Source organism: Duganella hordei (assembly GCF_040369125.1).
GTDB classification, from domain to species: Bacteria; Pseudomonadota; Gammaproteobacteria; order Burkholderiales; family Burkholderiaceae_D; genus Rugamonas; species Rugamonas hordei.
Genome location: NZ_BPWI01000011.1, coordinates 162,494 through 176,865, shown reverse-complemented (window position 1 = coordinate 176,865; position 14,372 = coordinate 162,494). Strand labels below are relative to the sequence as shown.

Below are 14,372 nucleotides of genomic sequence, written 5' to 3'. Positions count from 1 at the left end.
GACGGCCATTTTGAGCAATAATATTGCCTGAACCGGGAATTTATGAGGCATTTATGACCAAGATTGCGCTGGACAAAACCGACCGTAAGATTTTGTCAATATTGCAGGCCGATGGGCGGCTGTCGAACCAGGATGTGGCGGAGTTGGTGGCCTTGTCGCCGTCGCCTTGCCTGCGCCGCATCAAGCGGCTGGAAGAGGCCGGCGTGATCCGCCAGTACGTGGCATTGCTGGACCCGGACAAGATCGGCCTGGGGCTGCTGGCCTATGTCAACGTGCGGCTGGAGAAGCACAGCGACGCGGCGGCGCACAGCAACGCGCGCGCGCTGGGCGCGGCCAACGCGCCGGCCTCGCCGCGCGCCGATTTCGCGGTGTCGGTGGAGCAGTGGCCGGAAGTGGTGGCTTGCTACGCGATGACCGGCGAGATGGACTACCTGCTGCGCGTGCACGTCGAGGACATGGACCACTTCTCGCGCTTCATGATGGCGACGCTGCTGCGCCACCCCGCCGTGCTGGACGTGAAATCCTCGTTCGCCCTGCAGCGCATCAAGGACACCACGGCGCTGCCGCTGGTTTAAGAAGTGAGATGGCGGCCCAGGTGCTGCAGGAAGGGATCGGCCGCCAGGAAGCCGATGATGCGGCTGTTGGGAATTTCCTTGCCGCCGTTGAACAGGATGATGCCCGGAGGGCCGAACAGGCCGAAGCGCTTCATCAGCGCCCTGTCGTCGGCGCTGTTGGCGGTGACGTCGACCTGGATCAGGCGCACCTGTTTCAGCTTGCCGCTGACGGCCGGCTGCGAGAACGTGAAGCGCTCCATCTCCTTGCACGACACGCACCAGTCGGCGTAGAAGTCCAGCATCACCGGCGTGGTGCTGGTGGCCAGCACCTGATCCAGCTCGGCCACCGTCTTGATGCGGCTGAATTTGATCTCGCCCTCGGCGCCCGACGCCGGGCTTTCCGAACGGGCCAGGCCCAGGTGACCCAGCGGCTGCAGCACGTCGCGGCCGGCGCTGGCGGCGCCGGTCAGCTCGAACAGGCCGACCAGCAGCGCGGCCAGGCCCAGCGTCTTGCCGGCATAGGTGCGCAGGCCGGCGCCTTTCGGTATCGCTTCGAACACGTGCAGGAACATCGCGCACAGCAACGCGAACATCCCCCACAGCGCCATCGCCACCGTGACCGGGAACACCGGCGTGACCATCCAGATGGCGACGGCGATCAGCAGCAGGCCGAAGATCTTTTTAACGCCGTTCATCCAGGCGCCGGCGCGCGGCAGCAGGCTGCCGGCCGAGATCCCCGTCAGCAGCAGCGGCACGCTCATGCCGACCGCCATCGAGAACAGCGCCCAGCCGCCGGTCCAGACGTTGCGCGTCTGGCTGATGTAGAGCAGCGCGCCGGCCAGCGGGCCGGCCACGCACGGGCCGACGATCAGCGCCGATAACGCGCCCATCACGAACACGCCGGCGAAGCGTCCGCCGCCCATGCTGCCGCTGGTTTCGCTCAGGCGGCTCTGCAGGGCGCTCGGCAGCTGCAACTGGTAGACGTCGAACATCGACAGCGCCAGGCCAACCAGCAGCGCGCCAAAGGTCAGCAGCACCCACGGCTTTTGCAGCGCTCCGGCCAGGCCTTCGCCAGCAAGGCCTGCGCCCACGCCGAGCGAGGTGTAGACCAGCGCCATGCCGAGGCAATAAGCCAGCGCCAGCGAGAAACCGCGGCCGCGCGATACCGTGCCCTCGCCGACGATGATCGAGGAGAGAATGGGCACCATCGGCAGCACGCATGGCGTGAACGACAGCAGCAGGCCGAAGACCAGGAAGGCCAGGCCGATGCGCCAGGCGCTGCCGCTTTGCAGCGTGCGCTGCGCCAGCGAGCTGTCGTCCTCGAGCACGGCTGCGCCGGCGGCGGGTGCCGATACCGGTGCTGGTGTCGTTGCCTGTGCCGCTGCCGGCGCCGCCGGCGATGAAGCGGCGGCCGGCGCATCGACCGCCGTCAGCGCGCCCGGCGCCGCCGGGTCCACACGATAACTCTGCGTCGCCGGCGAATAGCACAGCCCCGCATCCGCACAGCCCTGATAGCCGACTTGCAGCGTGAACGCCGCCGTCGCCGCGACCGGCAGGTTGACCACCAGGCTGCCCTGGTACGTCTCCATCTCCTTGTTGAAGTTGGTGTCGAACTTGCGCAGCCCCGCGGGCAGCGCCGGCGCGCTCACCTCGGACCCGGCCGACTTGAAGCTCAAGCGGTCCCGGTACAGGTGATACCCCCTGGCGATCGCCCACGTCAACCGCACCGTGTGCGCGTCGACCAGCTCACCCTTCAGCTGGAATGCCTGGTCCGGCTCCAGGAAATCGTCCGCCCTCGCCGCGCCGGCCATCAACGCGAACAAGGCCACCAACAGCGCCAACAGCCGTACTCTTAAATTCCGCATGCTCATAAAATCCACCATGATCAAATATCCTTGAACAGCATCTGCCCCTGGTCGTCCACAGCCAGATACCCCATTTCAGACGCATTCAAAAAATCCACTCCATCCCGCTGCTTCAACATCGTGATGGTCGAACAGCTGCCGGCCGCAATCGCCATCGGCGCCAGCACGCTGACCGAGCGCCAGTAGCGCACAGGCATGCCGTCGCGCGGGTCGAGGATGTGGCAGTAGCGCCGCCCGTCGATCTCGAAGAAACGCTCGTAGTCGCCGCTGGTCGCCAGCGCACCGCTGCTGATCGGGATGCTGGCGATCACGCCATCCGGATCGCGCGGGTCCTGGATGCCGATGCTCCATGGACGTCCGTCCAGGTCGGGCCCGATGAAGCGCATGTCGCCGCCCAGGTTCACGTAGCCGTGCCTGACGCCGGCATCGGCCAGCAACGCCGCCGCGCGGTCCGCCGCATACTCCTTGCCGAAGCCGCCGAAATCGATCTCCATGCCGGCCTGCCGCAGACGCACGTCCTGTCCGCCGCACTCCACCTTGGACCAGCCGACCAGCGCCAGCAAAGGCTGCAGTACCTGGGCCGCCGGCACTTTCGGCTGGCGAAAATCCCAGGCCCGCCGCAGCACGCCGGAGGTGATGTCGAACAGCCCGTCGCTGGCGCCGTGCAAGGCCGCCGCGTAGTTCATCAGCGACATGGTCTCGTCGTCGCAATGCACCACCTCGCCGCCCGCCGCCGCGTTGATGCGCGAGACGATGCTGTCCGGCCGATAGCGCGAATACTTGGTTTCGATACGCCGCACCTCGGCAATGGCCTGCTGCGCCAGGCGCTCGGCCGCCTGCGCATCGGGTGCGCCGATGCGCAGCTCGCAGCGGCTCGCCATTGCGTCAAACGTGGTGCGGTGTATCGCCTCTACCATTGCCGGTTGATCCCTATCTGTATCGTCTGCGCGCGGAACGCGTCCAGTCCCGGGCTGCCTTCATGGAACAGGCGCCAGCTGCCGCGCTGCTGGTAGGCCGACACCTTGACGTCGACCGACCACAGTTTGTCCAGCTGCTTGCTGACCTTGAGCGCCAGCGTCACCGCGCCGAAGCCGGACAGGCGCTGGTCGGCGGACATGTAGCCGCTGCCGTTATACCCCGGCGGGAACGGCGCGCCGAGACGCGTATCGTAGACCGGATCATAATAGAAGCTGGCCGCGCTCTGCGTGTACAGGCGTACTTCCGGCGTCACGGTCCAGCCGTCCGACAGCGGCTGCACATACTCCTCGCCCAGCGTATGCCCGCGCACGCCGAAGCTGTCGCGATAGTAGCGGTACGACAGCCTGCTGGTGCCGCCGGTCGACGCCAGATGATGATTCCAGCGCGCCAGCAAGGTGCTCTCGTCGCGGCTGCGCGGACGGTTGTCCAGCGACTTGTACGGATCGGAGAAATAACCTTCCCCCGCGCTGTGCGTCAGCGTCAGCTGGGCGATATCGTTCGTCGTCAGCACCTGGGTGACGCCCAACAGCACATTGGTGGTGCGCTTCTTTTCGTTGCTGACGATACGGTTGACCGGATCGATGCGGTCGTCGGCATGGCCGACGCCGACGGTCCAGGTGGTGTTCTTGTTCTCGCTTTCGTAGCTGCCCTGCAGCGACAAGGCGCGCGACACATAATCATGCTCGGTCGAGTAGGCCGCGCCCACGGTCACGCTGCCACGCTCGAAGTAGCGGGTGACGGAGGCATCGCCGGCCGTGCGGTGGTCCTGCATGTGCGACGCGCCGGAGACGGCCGTGTGATAACGCGGCGAGGCGCCCGACACGTCGTCCGACACCAGCGACGCGCCGATGCTCCACACGCCGGCGACCGGCGCCACGATCGCCACCGACGGCGAATGCACGGTGATCCGGTCCAGCCCGGACTGGCTGTCCTTGTAATCCAGGTAGCCCAGCGAGATGCTGCCGTTGGCCGGCGGCGTCTCGGCGTGCGCCTGCACGCCGGGCAGCATCAGCGCGGCCGCCATGATGGAGGCGGCCAGGCTGCGGTTGGAATCTTTTTCAGTCATGGTGTTCCCTTAATTGCAGCCGCAGCCGCCGCCACCCACACCGGCGCCGCCGGCGGACGCCTCGCGGCTGGTGTAGATATGCTCGTCGAAGCGGTTGAACAGGTGGCTGTCGCCGAAGGTCATTTCGGAGCGCGCCAGCGTGCCCTTTTCCCACGGCTGCACATTGCCGAGCGAGGCGCAGCCGGACAGGCCGGCCGCCAGGACGATCAACAGTATCGCCTTCATTTGACGGCTCCCAGCGCGGTCTGGATTTTTGCTTCAAGGTCGGCACGGTCGGCTTCGCGGAAACCCGAGTGCTCCAGCAGCACCTTGCCGTCAGGGCCGATCAACACGCTGCTCGGCATGCCCTTGATGCCGTAGTTGCGCGGGGTTGCGCCCTGCGGATCGAAGGCGATGCTGAAGCGCGCCGGCGTCGCCGCCAGGAACTGGCGCGCGTCGGCGCTGTTAGCGTCGAGGTTGATGCCGACGATCTGCAGGCCCTTGGCGCCGTACTTCGCCTGCATCTCGTTCATCCATGGGAAGGATTGGCGGCACGGTCCGCACCAGGAGGCCCAGAAGTCCACGTATACCAGCTTGCCCTGCAGCTTGGCCAGTTTCACCGCGCCTTCCAGGCCTTGCAGGTCGAACTGCGGTGCGGCAGCGCCCTTTTCCAGCGCAAAGGCCGGGGATGCCGCCGCCACAGCGGCAAACAACAGTGCGATTGATTTCATTTTCGATGTCATTTCAGATTCCGATGGCTTGAATGTTGATTCAGAGGACGCCGGCGGCGCCAGCCGATGACGACCAGCGCCACCAGAATCAGCACGACCATCATGGGGTCGGTGACGTCCGTCGCCATTGAGCAACCTCCGCCGCCGTGATTCGACGGTGCGGCATTGTTGGACGTAGCCGCTGCGGTACCCTGGCCGTTCAGTGCGATGCTCCAGCTGCTGCCGGCGACATTTGACTGGATCACCGCGCTGCCGCTGCTGGCGCCGGCATTGACCGGGGTGTAGCTCACCACCAGGTCGCAAGATGCGCCCGGCGCCAGCGTGAGCGGGAAGGCTGCGCAGCCGGTGCTGTCGGCGACGGCGGCAAACGGGCCTGTGTAGGCGGCGCTGGCCAAGGTCAGAGCCGCGCTGCCGCTGTTGGTCAGCGTGAAACGACGTGTCGGCGCCGCACCGCCAACGGCGACCGAGCCGAAGTCGAAGCTTTGTGGGGCGATAGTCAGCGATGGCGTGCTGATGGCGACGGCGACGCCGTTGCCGTTCAGCGCCAGGTGGAACTGGGTGCCGCTATCGGTCACCAGCAGCAGATCGGCGCTGCGCGCGCCTGGAGCAACCGGCTTGAACGCCGTGGTGACGGTGCAGCTGGCGCCCGGCGCAACCACGCCATTGGCCGCGCAGGTACCGCCGACGACGAAGTCGCCCGGCTGGTTGCCGCCCAGCGTCAGCGTCGATATGGTCAGTGCGGCGTTGCCGCTGTTGCTCAGGGTCGTCGTGTGGGCGGCGGCGCTGCTGCCGACTTGCGTATCGGCGAAGGAGACAGGGCCGGTTTCGGACAGCGCGGGCACGGCGGTCGCCTGCTTGGTGCCTGTGCCGCTGATGTTCACCTGCAGCGCAGGCGCGGTAGAAGTCACCGTCAACGCGCCGCTGGCGGCACCTTCCGTCGTTGGCGCGAAGCGCACCGATATCGTGCAGCTGGCGCCGATGACCAGGCCGAAGCCGCAATCGTTGGCGCCCAGGCTCAAGCTGGTGGCGCCGGTCAGCGCGATCTTGCTGATGCCGACGGCGACGTTGCCGGTATTGACCAGCGTGACCGTCTGCGACGTCGCTGCGGTACCCACAGTCTGCGCACCGAAGGCGATCGCCGATGGTGTCGCGGTCAACGCCGGCGCCGGTGCGGCGGCGCTACCGGAGACTCCGACCGTGGCGCTGCCGTTGGACGCGTTGGAGGCCAGCGTCAGGCTGGCGGAGAAGGCGCCGGCCGCAACCGGCAACGCCTGCAGCGTCACCGTGCAGCTGGCGCCGGCCGCAACCGGCGTGGCGACAGCACAGGAGCCGCCGAGCGTGATGATGCCGGCGTTGGCGCCGCCCAGCGCGATGGAAGTGAATGTCAGCGCGGCCTGGCCGCTGTTACTGACCGTGATAGCCGATACCGTCGACGGCGATCCGGTCAGCAAGGTGCCGAAATTGACGCTGGCCGCGGACAGCGCGATGGTCGCCTGCGGCGTGCTGTTGCCGGTACCGCTGAGGGCGACGCTGCTGCTGCCACCGGCGGCGTTGTGGGTGACGGTCAGCGACGCTGCGCGCGCGCCGGCGGCGGTCGGCTTGAAGCTGGCTTGCACGGTGCAGCTGCCGCCGGCCGCGATGGCCGCGCCGTTGGCGCAGGTGCCGCCGGCCAGCAGGAAGTCGCCAGCGGCGGTGCCGCCGATCGAGATGGTGCCAATATTGAGCGCGGCGTTGCCGGTGTTGCTCAGGGTAGCCGCCAGCGGGCCGGCGGTCTGGCCGATGCTGGTGCCGCTGAAGGTCAGGCTGGACGGGGCCAGCGAGGCCGCAGGCGCTGCCACCACATTCGGATTGCCGATGAAGGCCGCCAGATCGGCCAGTTCCGCCGCGCTGAATTTGCCGTTGAACAGACTACCCATGCCGCCCTGGTTGGCGGCGAAGGCATTGGAGATGACCGAAGGCTGATTGGCCGCCGCCAGTATGCCGTTGACATTACTGGCCGGCGAGGCGCCGTGGCAGGATGCGCAACTGGCGCCGCCGGAAACCGGCCCGTTCAGATAAAGACTCTTGCCGTTCAAGGCGTCGGCCGCGAGGGCTGAACTCGCCAGACTCGCCGCCAGATTCGTCGCCACCGCCAGCAGCACGGTTATCCACCGTATTCCAATACCCTTTGCCATGCCATTCTCCAGAAGGTTGATCGTGATCTATAAACCGCAGACAGATATCGCAAAGGCATTCATGCCGCTATGGACCAGCGCGCACCAGTGCCAGCTGCGGGTGCGTTGGTACAACAGCGCCAGCGCCAGGCCCGGCGCCAGCACCGCCAGCGCCTGCTGCCAGCCGGCGCCCAGGTGCAGCAGGCCGAAAACCGCCGTCGACGCCAGCACCGGCGCGGCTTGCGGAACGTGCATGCCGCCATCCGCCACCTGCCGCATCATCCATTCCTGCAGGCCGGCGCGCACCACGCACTCCTCCAGCGCAGGCGCTAGCAACAGCAGGCGCACACAGGCGCCAAAGTCCGGGGCCTGCAGCTGCGCGCTGCATAAGTGTGAGATTAACGTCATGGATTTGCCGCCGATTGCGTATCTTGTCGGACCGTTCATTCCCGGTCCGGCAGCAAAGGTTCTAGCGGCAGGAGATTTATTTGCGACCGGTAAGGCGGTCGAACCACTTGGCGGCGATGCGCTTGTTGGCTTTGAGGGTGTAGTCCAGCGTGGCGAACTGCTCGTCCAGCGCTTCCTGCAGCATGCTGGCCGGATTGGCCGGCGGCAGTTTGAGATAGGCATCGGCCTCGCCGTGGTCGCGATGGATTTCCATCCCGGCCTTTTTGGCGATGTGCATCATCGTCTTGTTGGACGACAGGCAGTGCATATACAGCGTGTCGACGTCGTTGTTGCGGCAGTGGATGGCGGCGCGCTCGAACAGCCTGGAACCGATGCCCATGCCGCGCGCCGATTTGCTGACCGACACCCCGAACTCCGCCACCCTCTCCTTCTCGGTGACGGCGCTCCTGGATTCATCGCGCGGCGCGAACGCCAGGTGGCCCACCGCCACCAGCTTGAACATGCGGTTGTACACGCCGAACACCATGTCGCGCGAGAAATCGATGCGGTTGACGTAGTTCTCGACCTGCTCGTCCGGCAGCACGGTGCCGAAGCGCAGCAGGCGGTCGCCGCTCTCCAGGCCGAGGAAGTGCTTGACCATGCGCCGCCGGTCGCGCTCGTGCAGCTCCTTGACGAGCACCGTCGGACGACGCTTGTCGTCTTTGTGCTTGCCCCAGCGGCGCAGCGGATTTTGGAACAGATCGATCGAGTTCATACTTGCCAAATAATTATGGTGCAGTGCAACATACGATCAATTGTACCCTTCTTTATCCGTCCGTGCCGGGAGCGTCGGACACCGGCAGCGCCGCCTTCACGGCGCTGACCCGGGCGTTGTGCACCAGTTCGGGGATGCGCTGCGGCGCCGCGGCGCTGGCCTGGGCGATCTCGCCGGCGTTGACGCCGCGCGCCGCCGCCATGGCGTTCTCCAGCCACGCCTTCTGCGGAAACGGCGCGTCGCGATAGCTGGCCTGCGGGCCGATGCGGCCGCGCGAGTCGCATTCGGTCGCCAGCAGCATCTGCACAAAGCGGGCGGGCTTGCGGAAGGCGTCGCAGCGCTCGAGCAGCTTGACGATGGTGTTGGCCCGCAGCTGCAGGGCGCGGCCGACGTTGCCGTGCTCGCGCGCCGTCATCACGGCCAGGTCGCGGCACTCGGTCGGCACCTTCAGGCGCTTGCACACCTGTTCGACCAGCTTGACGCCCATGCCCTCGTGGCCATGGTGGGCCGGCCAGCTTCCGGACGGTGTGACGCCCTTGCCCAGGTCGTGCATCAGGCAGGCGAAGCGCGTCGGCAGCTCCAGCCCCGCCTCCGCCGCGCAATCGATCACCTGCAACATGTGCAGGCCGGTGTCGATCTCGGGATGCCATTTCTCCGGCTGCGGCACACCCCACAGCACGTCCAGTTCCGGCAGGATGCGCGCCAGCGCACCGCAGTCGCGCAGCACCTCCAGCATGCGCGACGGCCTGGCCTCCATCAGGCCGCGCGCCAGTTCCTGCCACACGCGCTCCGGCACCAGCGCGTCGACCTCGCCCTGCTCCACCATCCGCCTCATCAGCGCGTTGGTTTCGGGGGCGACGCGGAAATCGCTGAAGCGCGAGGCGAAACGCGCCACGCGCAAAATGCGCACCGGGTCTTCGGCAAAGGCGTCGGACACGTGACGGAAGATGCGCGCCTCGATATCGCGCCGGCCGCCGTACGGGTCGGTCAGCGTGCCGTCGCCGGCGCGGGCGATGGCGTTGATGGTCAGGTCGCGCCGTACCAGGTCGTCTTCCAGCGTGACGTCGGGCGAAGTATGGAACACGAAGCCCTTGTAGCCGGGCGCCGTCTTGCGCTCGGTGCGGGCCAGCGCGTATTCCTCCTGCGTGTCCGGATGCAGGAACACCGGGAAGTCCTTGCCGACCGGGCGAAAGCCCTTGGCCAGCATGTCGTCCGGCGTGGCGCCGACGACGACGTGATCGTGGTCCTTGACCGGCAGCCCAAGCAGCTCATCGCGAACGGCGCCGCCGACGACATATATCTGCATCGCTTAATCCGGCATCTCGGCGTCGTGCCTGGGCGCCGTTTCGGTTTCGGCCAGCGCCTCGGCGACCCAGCGGGCCACGGCGGGATGGGCCTGCACGCGCTGGCAGTAGGCGTCCAGCGCCGGCGCCAGCGCCACGCCGTAGGTTTTAAAGCGCATCACCACCGGCGCGTAGTAGGCGTCGGCGATCGAGAAGTCGCCGAACAGGAACTGGTGGTGGCCGAAGCGCGACAGGCATTCTTCCCAGATTTCGCTGATGCGGCCGATGTCGGCCTGGGTGCCGTTGGTGCGGCCCTTGCCCGGATAGCTGGCGCGGATATTCATCGACATCGAGTTGCGCAGGTCGGAAAAGCCGCCGTGCATCTCGGCGCAGATCGAGCGCGCCATCGCGCGCGCGGCCACGTCCTGCGGCCACATGTGCAGTTCCTGGAATTGCTCGGCCAGGTATTCGCAGATCGCCAGGCTGTCCCAGATCGTCATCTCGCCGGCCAGCAGCACCGGCACGCGGCCGCTGGCCGAGTAGCCGCAGATGCGGTTGGCGGTGTCGGGCTGGTCCAGCAGCACGCGCACTTCCTGGAACGGTATGCCGAAGGCGGTCATCGCCACCCATGGCCGCATCGACCAGGACGAATAGTTCTTGTTGCCGATGACGAGCGTCAGGCCCGGTTCGCGCGCGGCGGCCAGGGATTGCGACAGGCTGGGATCAAGTTGAGTGCTCTGCATGATGCGTCCGTAGTGGTTGGTGTTCTTTAGCGCGAACCGAAGCTCGATTCCTGCTGTTCCTGTTCGGTGTAGCCCTTCGGCGCGACGTTGCCCAGGCGCGCCTTCAGCGATTGCGGCCGCCCTTCAAACAGCGCCGCGTAGTAGGTCGTGTTCGACATTACGTTCTTGACGTAGGTACGGGTTTCGACATACGGGATCGATTCGATGAAGACCGCGCTGTCCATCGGTTTGGTCAGGGTCGAGCGCCATGAGCGCAGGCGGCCCGGCCCGGCGTTGTAGGCCGCGGTGGCCAGCACCTGCGAGCCGTCCATGTTCCCCAGCACCATGTTGAGGTAGTTCGCCCCCAGCAGGATGTTGGTGCGCACGTCGCTCAGCATGTTCTGTGCGAAGTCGGCCAGGCCAATTTTCTTGGCGACCCAGCGGCCGGTGGACGGCATCACCTGCATCAGGCCCGAGGCGCCGACGTTCGACTGCGCGTCCATGATGAAGCGCGATTCCTGGCGTATCAGGCCGTAGACCCAGGCCTTGTCCAGGCCCAGCGTCTGCGTGGTCGGATGCATGATGTCGATGTGCGGCGACGGGAAGCGCTGCGTGTAGTCGACCTGGATGCGGGTGCGGTCCGAGGTGTTGACCATGCGGTCGAGGATATTGTTCTGGCGCGCGAATTCGGCGGCGGCCAGGTGTTCGCGTTCGCTCAGGCCGCGCAGGCCCCAGTTCCATTCGCGCGTGCCTTCGAAGCGCAGCCGCATGCTGAAGAACTTGAGCGCGCGCTGGAAGTTCGGGTTGGCCGCGATGGGGGCGATCTCGTTTGCTCCGATCGGCAAGCCAGGCAGCGGGATCGTCACCAGCTTGCCGGTTTCCTCCAGCGCCAGCTGGCCGTAGAAGTTGGACTGGTCGGCAATGCTGTGGAACAGCTGCAGCGCCTCTCCCGTCGGCTGGCCGGCATTGGACTGCGCCATCAGCGCGCGGCCCAGCCAGTACACCCAGGCCGGATCGCCGCGCAGCGCAGACGGCATGGCGCGGATGTTCTTCTCCACCTGCCGCCAGTCGCCGTTGCGCAGCGCGATGCGGGTCTTCCACTGGATCTGGTCGATCGACAGCGCGGCGCCGTTCGATTTCTGCCAGTACTCGGTGGTCTCCGGCGACAGCGAATACGACGACTGCAGCGCGATCGCCGCCCACGCTTCCTGCTGCTCCTGCGCCGTCATTTTCGGCGCGGCCTTGTCCAGCGCCAGCACCGCCAGCCTGCTGCTGGTCTTGGCCATGCGGCCGATGGCGACGATGTAGATCTCGTGATCGGTGCGGCCGCTGCCGGCGCCCTTGGTCAGCGCGAGGGCCGGCAGGTCGACCGCCTGCACCGCCTTCTTCTCGTTCCCGCCAAGCAGCGCGGCGATGCGGCGCGCCTGGCCGGTGGCGTTGTACTCGCCGGACAGGCGCAGTTGCGCATACAGGTCGTCGACGCCGAACTGGCCGGCCTGGTACAAGGTGGCGATCAGGCCGGCGCACGGTTCGCCGTAGCCGTTGGGCGCGGTCAGCAGCTCGCGCGCCTCGCCGGCCACCTTCTGCCCCTTGAGGGCGCGCGACTGCAGCGCGTAGCATTTGACCTGGGTGTCGTCGTTCAGCACGAACAGCGGCAGCTGCTCGTCGAAGGTGGCCCAGTCGCGCTTGCGGCCCAGCTCCAGCAGCCAGTCGTTGCGCAGGCGGTCGACGATGGCCTGGCCTTCGTAGCGCTTCATGAAATCGCGGATTTCAGCGCTTGAAGCATCCTTCAGGCGCGGTTTCAGCCGATAATAATCGACATAGGATGGGATCGAATAATCGGTCAGGCGGGCGGCGTAGAAATCGGCCTTGGCGGCATCGTCCTGGCGCACCGCGTCGCGCAGCAGCAGGAAGGAGTCGTCCGCCCTGCGGCCGTCATCGCCAAGGTCGTCGGCATGGGCAAAGGCGCTGAGGGCCACAGTCATGACCACGGCGACGGCGCCGGCAATCCATTTCGAAGCGGAAATCAATGTGCAACTCTCTAAAGTCTTTAATATCTGAACCATGACCAGCGACCCTAGAATACCACGCAGCGCGACCGAACCACCAGCCCCGGCCACCATGGCCAAGGCCGATTTGCGCAAGCGCCTGCTGGCCGCGCGGCGCGCGCTGGACGCGGCCACGCGGGCCGCGTGGGACCATGCGATCGGCGCACAGGTGGTGGCGTGGTGGCGCGCCGCGCAGCCGGCGGCGCTGGGGGTCTACTGGCCGCTGCGCGACGAGCCGGACCTGCATGCGGCCTATGCCGAGCTGGCCCGCCTGGGCGCCAGGCTGCTGCTGCCGGTGGTGGTGGAAAAACATGCGGCGCTGGAGTTTGCCGAATGGCGCATCGGCGAGGCGATGGTCAAGGATGCGATGGGGGTGGCGGTGCCGGCCGATCTGCGGCTGCAGGCGGCGTATCCGCCGGCGCTGCTGGTGCCGTGCCTGGGTTTTAATCCGCAAGGCTATCGGCTGGGGTATGGCGGCGGGTTTTACGACCGCACCCTGGCGCGGGAGCCGCGCCCGCAGACGGTGGGCATCGCCTACCGGTGCCTGCAGGTGCGGTTCGACAGCGACGGTCACGACGTGGCGCTGGACCGCATCGTGACCGAGGCCGAGGTGGATTAAGCCCGTGCCCGTTACACCAGCCGCTGCCACAGCGCGGTGGTCGCGGCGGCCTGGTTCATGCTGTAGAAGTGCAGGCCTGGCGCGCCGCCGGCCAGCAGCCGCTCGCACAGCTGCGTCACCACGTCGAGGCCGAAGGCCTTGATCGACGCGCTGTCGTCGCCGAAGCTGGCCAGCTTCAAACGCACCCAGCGCGGGATCTCGGCGCCGCACATGTCGGAGAAGCGCATCAGCTGCGTGTAGTTCGTGATCGGCATGATGCCGGCCACAATGGGCACGTCCAGGCCCAGCTTGCGGGTCTGGTCGACGAACTGGAAATAGGCGTCGGCGTTGTAGAAGTACTGCGTGATGGCGGCGTTGGCGCCGGCCTTCACCTTGCGCTCGAAGGCCAGCAAGTCGTCCTGCGGCGACTTGGCCTGCGGGTGCACTTCCGGATAGGCCGCCACTTCGATGTGGAACCACTCGCCGGTCTCCTGACGGATGAACTCCACCAGCTCGTTCGCGTAACGGAACTCGCCTGCCGCGCCGTAGCCGCTCGGCAGGTCGCCGCGCAGCGCGACGATGCGCTTGATGTTGTGCGACTTGAAATCGGTGAGGATCTCGCGGATCGATTCGCGCGTGCCGCCGACGCAGGACAGGTGCGGCGCGGCGTCTTCACCGGCGGCGAGGATTTCCACCACGGTGTCGAGCGTGCCGCGCTGCGTGCTGCCGCCGGCGCCGAACGTCACGGAGAAGTATTTGGGCTTCAGCTCGGACAGCTTGGCGCGCGTGACGCGCAGCTTTTCCGCGCCTTCCGCCGTCTTCGGCGGAAAGAATTCGATACTGAAATTATGATTAGCCATCTGAGTTCTTCAAAAGTAAGGTAGACAGAGCCCAGGAAATCACGCTGTACAACAGTGCGCCACCGATGGCCGACACGAAGCTGTCGACGTGGAAGCCGTCCACCCATTGGGCGACCAGCCAGAACATGAAGCCGTTGATGATGAAAATGAACAGGCCCAGCGACACCAGGGTCACGGGCAGCGTCAGCAACAGCAGCACGGGGCGGATCAGCGTATTTACCAGGCCCAGTACAAGAGCCGCGACGAGGGCTGCGCCTATGCTTGTGACATCGACGGAATGCATCAGGTAGGGAACTGCCAGCAAGGCAATTGCATTGATTAACCAGGTAAGGACCAAACGCATAGTTAAGACTCGCTGCAAAGTGGCACGGCG

15 protein-coding genes are annotated in these 14,372 nt (G+C 66.4%); 2 read left to right on the top strand and 13 right to left on the bottom strand.

Annotation, left to right across the window (positions count from 1 at the left end):
• The first annotated feature begins 53 nt into the window (after positions 1-53).
• Entirely contained in the window at positions 54-575 is a 522-nt protein-coding gene (locus ABWW33_RS23285) for an Lrp/AsnC family transcriptional regulator (protein WP_176652932.1), read from the top strand.
• Here the strand turns inward: ABWW33_RS23285 and dsbD are convergent.
• From dsbD to ABWW33_RS23230, 11 genes are all read right to left on the bottom strand, one after another.
• The gene (dsbD, locus tag ABWW33_RS23280) at positions 572-2,419 is read right to left on the bottom strand and encodes a protein-disulfide reductase DsbD (RefSeq protein ID WP_353403937.1); all 1,848 of its coding nucleotides are present in this window, start codon (positions 2,417-2,419) and stop codon (positions 572-574) included. The two genes, ABWW33_RS23285 and dsbD, sit on opposite strands and share 4 nt — an antisense overlap.
• A 20-nt stretch (positions 2,420-2,439) precedes the next feature.
• On the bottom strand, positions 2,440-3,336 hold the full coding sequence (locus tag ABWW33_RS23275) for an FAD:protein FMN transferase (protein WP_353403936.1): 897 nt from the start codon (positions 3,334-3,336) through the stop codon (positions 2,440-2,442).
• Positions 3,330-4,463 carry a DUF3570 domain-containing protein gene (locus tag ABWW33_RS23270; RefSeq protein WP_353403935.1) on the bottom strand — a complete coding sequence of 378 codons (1,134 nt, stop codon included), beginning with the start codon at positions 4,461-4,463 and terminating at the stop codon, positions 3,330-3,332. The genes ABWW33_RS23275 and ABWW33_RS23270 overlap by 7 nt, the downstream gene beginning before the upstream one ends.
• 9 nt (positions 4,464-4,472) lie before the next feature.
• A complete protein-coding gene (locus ABWW33_RS23265) occupies positions 4,473-4,688 on the bottom strand; it encodes a DUF4266 domain-containing protein (protein ID WP_353403934.1) in 216 nt (71 codons plus the stop codon).
• Positions 4,685-5,173, bottom strand: coding sequence for a TlpA family protein disulfide reductase (locus ABWW33_RS23260; RefSeq protein WP_353403933.1), 489 nt, complete (start codon positions 5,171-5,173; stop codon positions 4,685-4,687). Before ABWW33_RS23260 ends, ABWW33_RS23265 begins: the two co-directional genes overlap by 4 nt.
• An 8-nt stretch (positions 5,174-5,181) precedes the next feature.
• Complete coding sequence (locus ABWW33_RS23255; RefSeq protein ID WP_353403932.1) at positions 5,182-7,347, bottom strand: choice-of-anchor D domain-containing protein; 2,166 nt, start codon at positions 7,345-7,347, stop codon at positions 5,182-5,184.
• A 27-nt stretch (positions 7,348-7,374) separates the two neighbouring features.
• Positions 7,375-7,734, bottom strand: a complete 360-nt coding sequence (mrtJ, locus tag ABWW33_RS23250) for a JDVT-CTERM system glutamic-type intramembrane protease MrtJ (RefSeq protein ID WP_353403931.1) — start codon at positions 7,732-7,734, stop codon at positions 7,375-7,377.
• 76 nt (positions 7,735-7,810) lie between these two features.
• Positions 7,811-8,488 (bottom strand): GNAT family N-acetyltransferase, encoded by a 678-nt coding sequence (locus ABWW33_RS23245; RefSeq protein ID WP_176652942.1) that lies wholly within the window; start codon positions 8,486-8,488, stop codon positions 7,811-7,813.
• 52 nt (positions 8,489-8,540) lie between these two features.
• Entirely contained in the window at positions 8,541-9,794 is a 1,254-nt protein-coding gene (locus tag ABWW33_RS23240) for a multifunctional CCA addition/repair protein (RefSeq protein WP_353403930.1), read from the bottom strand.
• 3 nt (positions 9,795-9,797) lie between these two features.
• Positions 9,798-10,514, bottom strand: coding sequence for a glutathione S-transferase family protein (locus ABWW33_RS23235; protein ID WP_176652944.1), 717 nt, complete (start codon positions 10,512-10,514; stop codon positions 9,798-9,800).
• 26 nt (positions 10,515-10,540) lie between these two features.
• On the bottom strand, positions 10,541-12,478 hold the full coding sequence (locus tag ABWW33_RS23230) for a lytic transglycosylase domain-containing protein (protein ID WP_353403929.1): 1,938 nt from the start codon (positions 12,476-12,478) through the stop codon (positions 10,541-10,543).
• Between the two features lie 136 nt (positions 12,479-12,614).
• On the opposite strand from ABWW33_RS23230, the gene ABWW33_RS23225 reads away from it, so the two are divergent.
• On the top strand, positions 12,615-13,160 hold the full coding sequence (locus ABWW33_RS23225) for a 5-formyltetrahydrofolate cyclo-ligase (RefSeq protein ID WP_353403954.1): 546 nt from the start codon (positions 12,615-12,617) through the stop codon (positions 13,158-13,160).
• 11 nt (positions 13,161-13,171) lie between these two features.
• On the opposite strand, the gene metF is transcribed toward ABWW33_RS23225, so the two are convergent.
• On the bottom strand, positions 13,172-13,999 hold the full coding sequence (gene metF, locus ABWW33_RS23220) for a methylenetetrahydrofolate reductase [NAD(P)H] (protein ID WP_176652946.1): 828 nt from the start codon (positions 13,997-13,999) through the stop codon (positions 13,172-13,174).
• Complete coding sequence (locus ABWW33_RS23215) at positions 13,992-14,342, bottom strand: phage holin family protein (protein ID WP_176652947.1); 351 nt, start codon at positions 14,340-14,342, stop codon at positions 13,992-13,994. Before ABWW33_RS23215 ends, metF begins: the two co-directional genes overlap by 8 nt.
• Positions 14,343-14,372: the final 30 nt, after the last annotated feature.

Coding starts and splice junctions, on each gene's coding strand:
- ABWW33_RS23285 (WP_176652932.1), top strand. CDS start 54: ATGACCAAGATTGCGCTGGACAAAACCGACCGTAAGATTTTGTCAATA.
- dsbD (WP_353403937.1), bottom strand. CDS start 2,419: ATGCGGAATTTAAGAGTACGGCTGTTGGCGCTGTTGGTGGCCTTGTTC.
- ABWW33_RS23275 (WP_353403936.1), bottom strand. CDS start 3,336: ATGGTAGAGGCGATACACCGCACCACGTTTGACGCAATGGCGAGCCGC.
- ABWW33_RS23270 (WP_353403935.1), bottom strand. CDS start 4,463: ATGACTGAAAAAGATTCCAACCGCAGCCTGGCCGCCTCCATCATGGCG.
- ABWW33_RS23265 (WP_353403934.1), bottom strand. CDS start 4,688: ATGAAGGCGATACTGTTGATCGTCCTGGCGGCCGGCCTGTCCGGCTGC.
- ABWW33_RS23260 (WP_353403933.1), bottom strand. CDS start 5,173: ATGAAATCAATCGCACTGTTGTTTGCCGCTGTGGCGGCGGCATCCCCG.
- ABWW33_RS23255 (WP_353403932.1), bottom strand. CDS start 7,347: ATGGCAAAGGGTATTGGAATACGGTGGATAACCGTGCTGCTGGCGGTG.
- mrtJ (WP_353403931.1), bottom strand. CDS start 7,734: ATGACGTTAATCTCACACTTATGCAGCGCGCAGCTGCAGGCCCCGGAC.
- ABWW33_RS23245 (WP_176652942.1), bottom strand. CDS start 8,488: ATGAACTCGATCGATCTGTTCCAAAATCCGCTGCGCCGCTGGGGCAAG.
- ABWW33_RS23240 (WP_353403930.1), bottom strand. CDS start 9,794: ATGCAGATATATGTCGTCGGCGGCGCCGTTCGCGATGAGCTGCTTGGG.
- ABWW33_RS23235 (WP_176652944.1), bottom strand. CDS start 10,514: ATGCAGAGCACTCAACTTGATCCCAGCCTGTCGCAATCCCTGGCCGCC.
- ABWW33_RS23230 (WP_353403929.1), bottom strand. CDS start 12,478: ATGACTGTGGCCCTCAGCGCCTTTGCCCATGCCGACGACCTTGGCGAT.
- ABWW33_RS23225 (WP_353403954.1), top strand. CDS start 12,615: ATGGCCAAGGCCGATTTGCGCAAGCGCCTGCTGGCCGCGCGGCGCGCG.
- metF (WP_176652946.1), bottom strand. CDS start 13,999: ATGGCTAATCATAATTTCAGTATCGAATTCTTTCCGCCGAAGACGGCG.
- ABWW33_RS23215 (WP_176652947.1), bottom strand. CDS start 14,342: ATGCGTTTGGTCCTTACCTGGTTAATCAATGCAATTGCCTTGCTGGCA.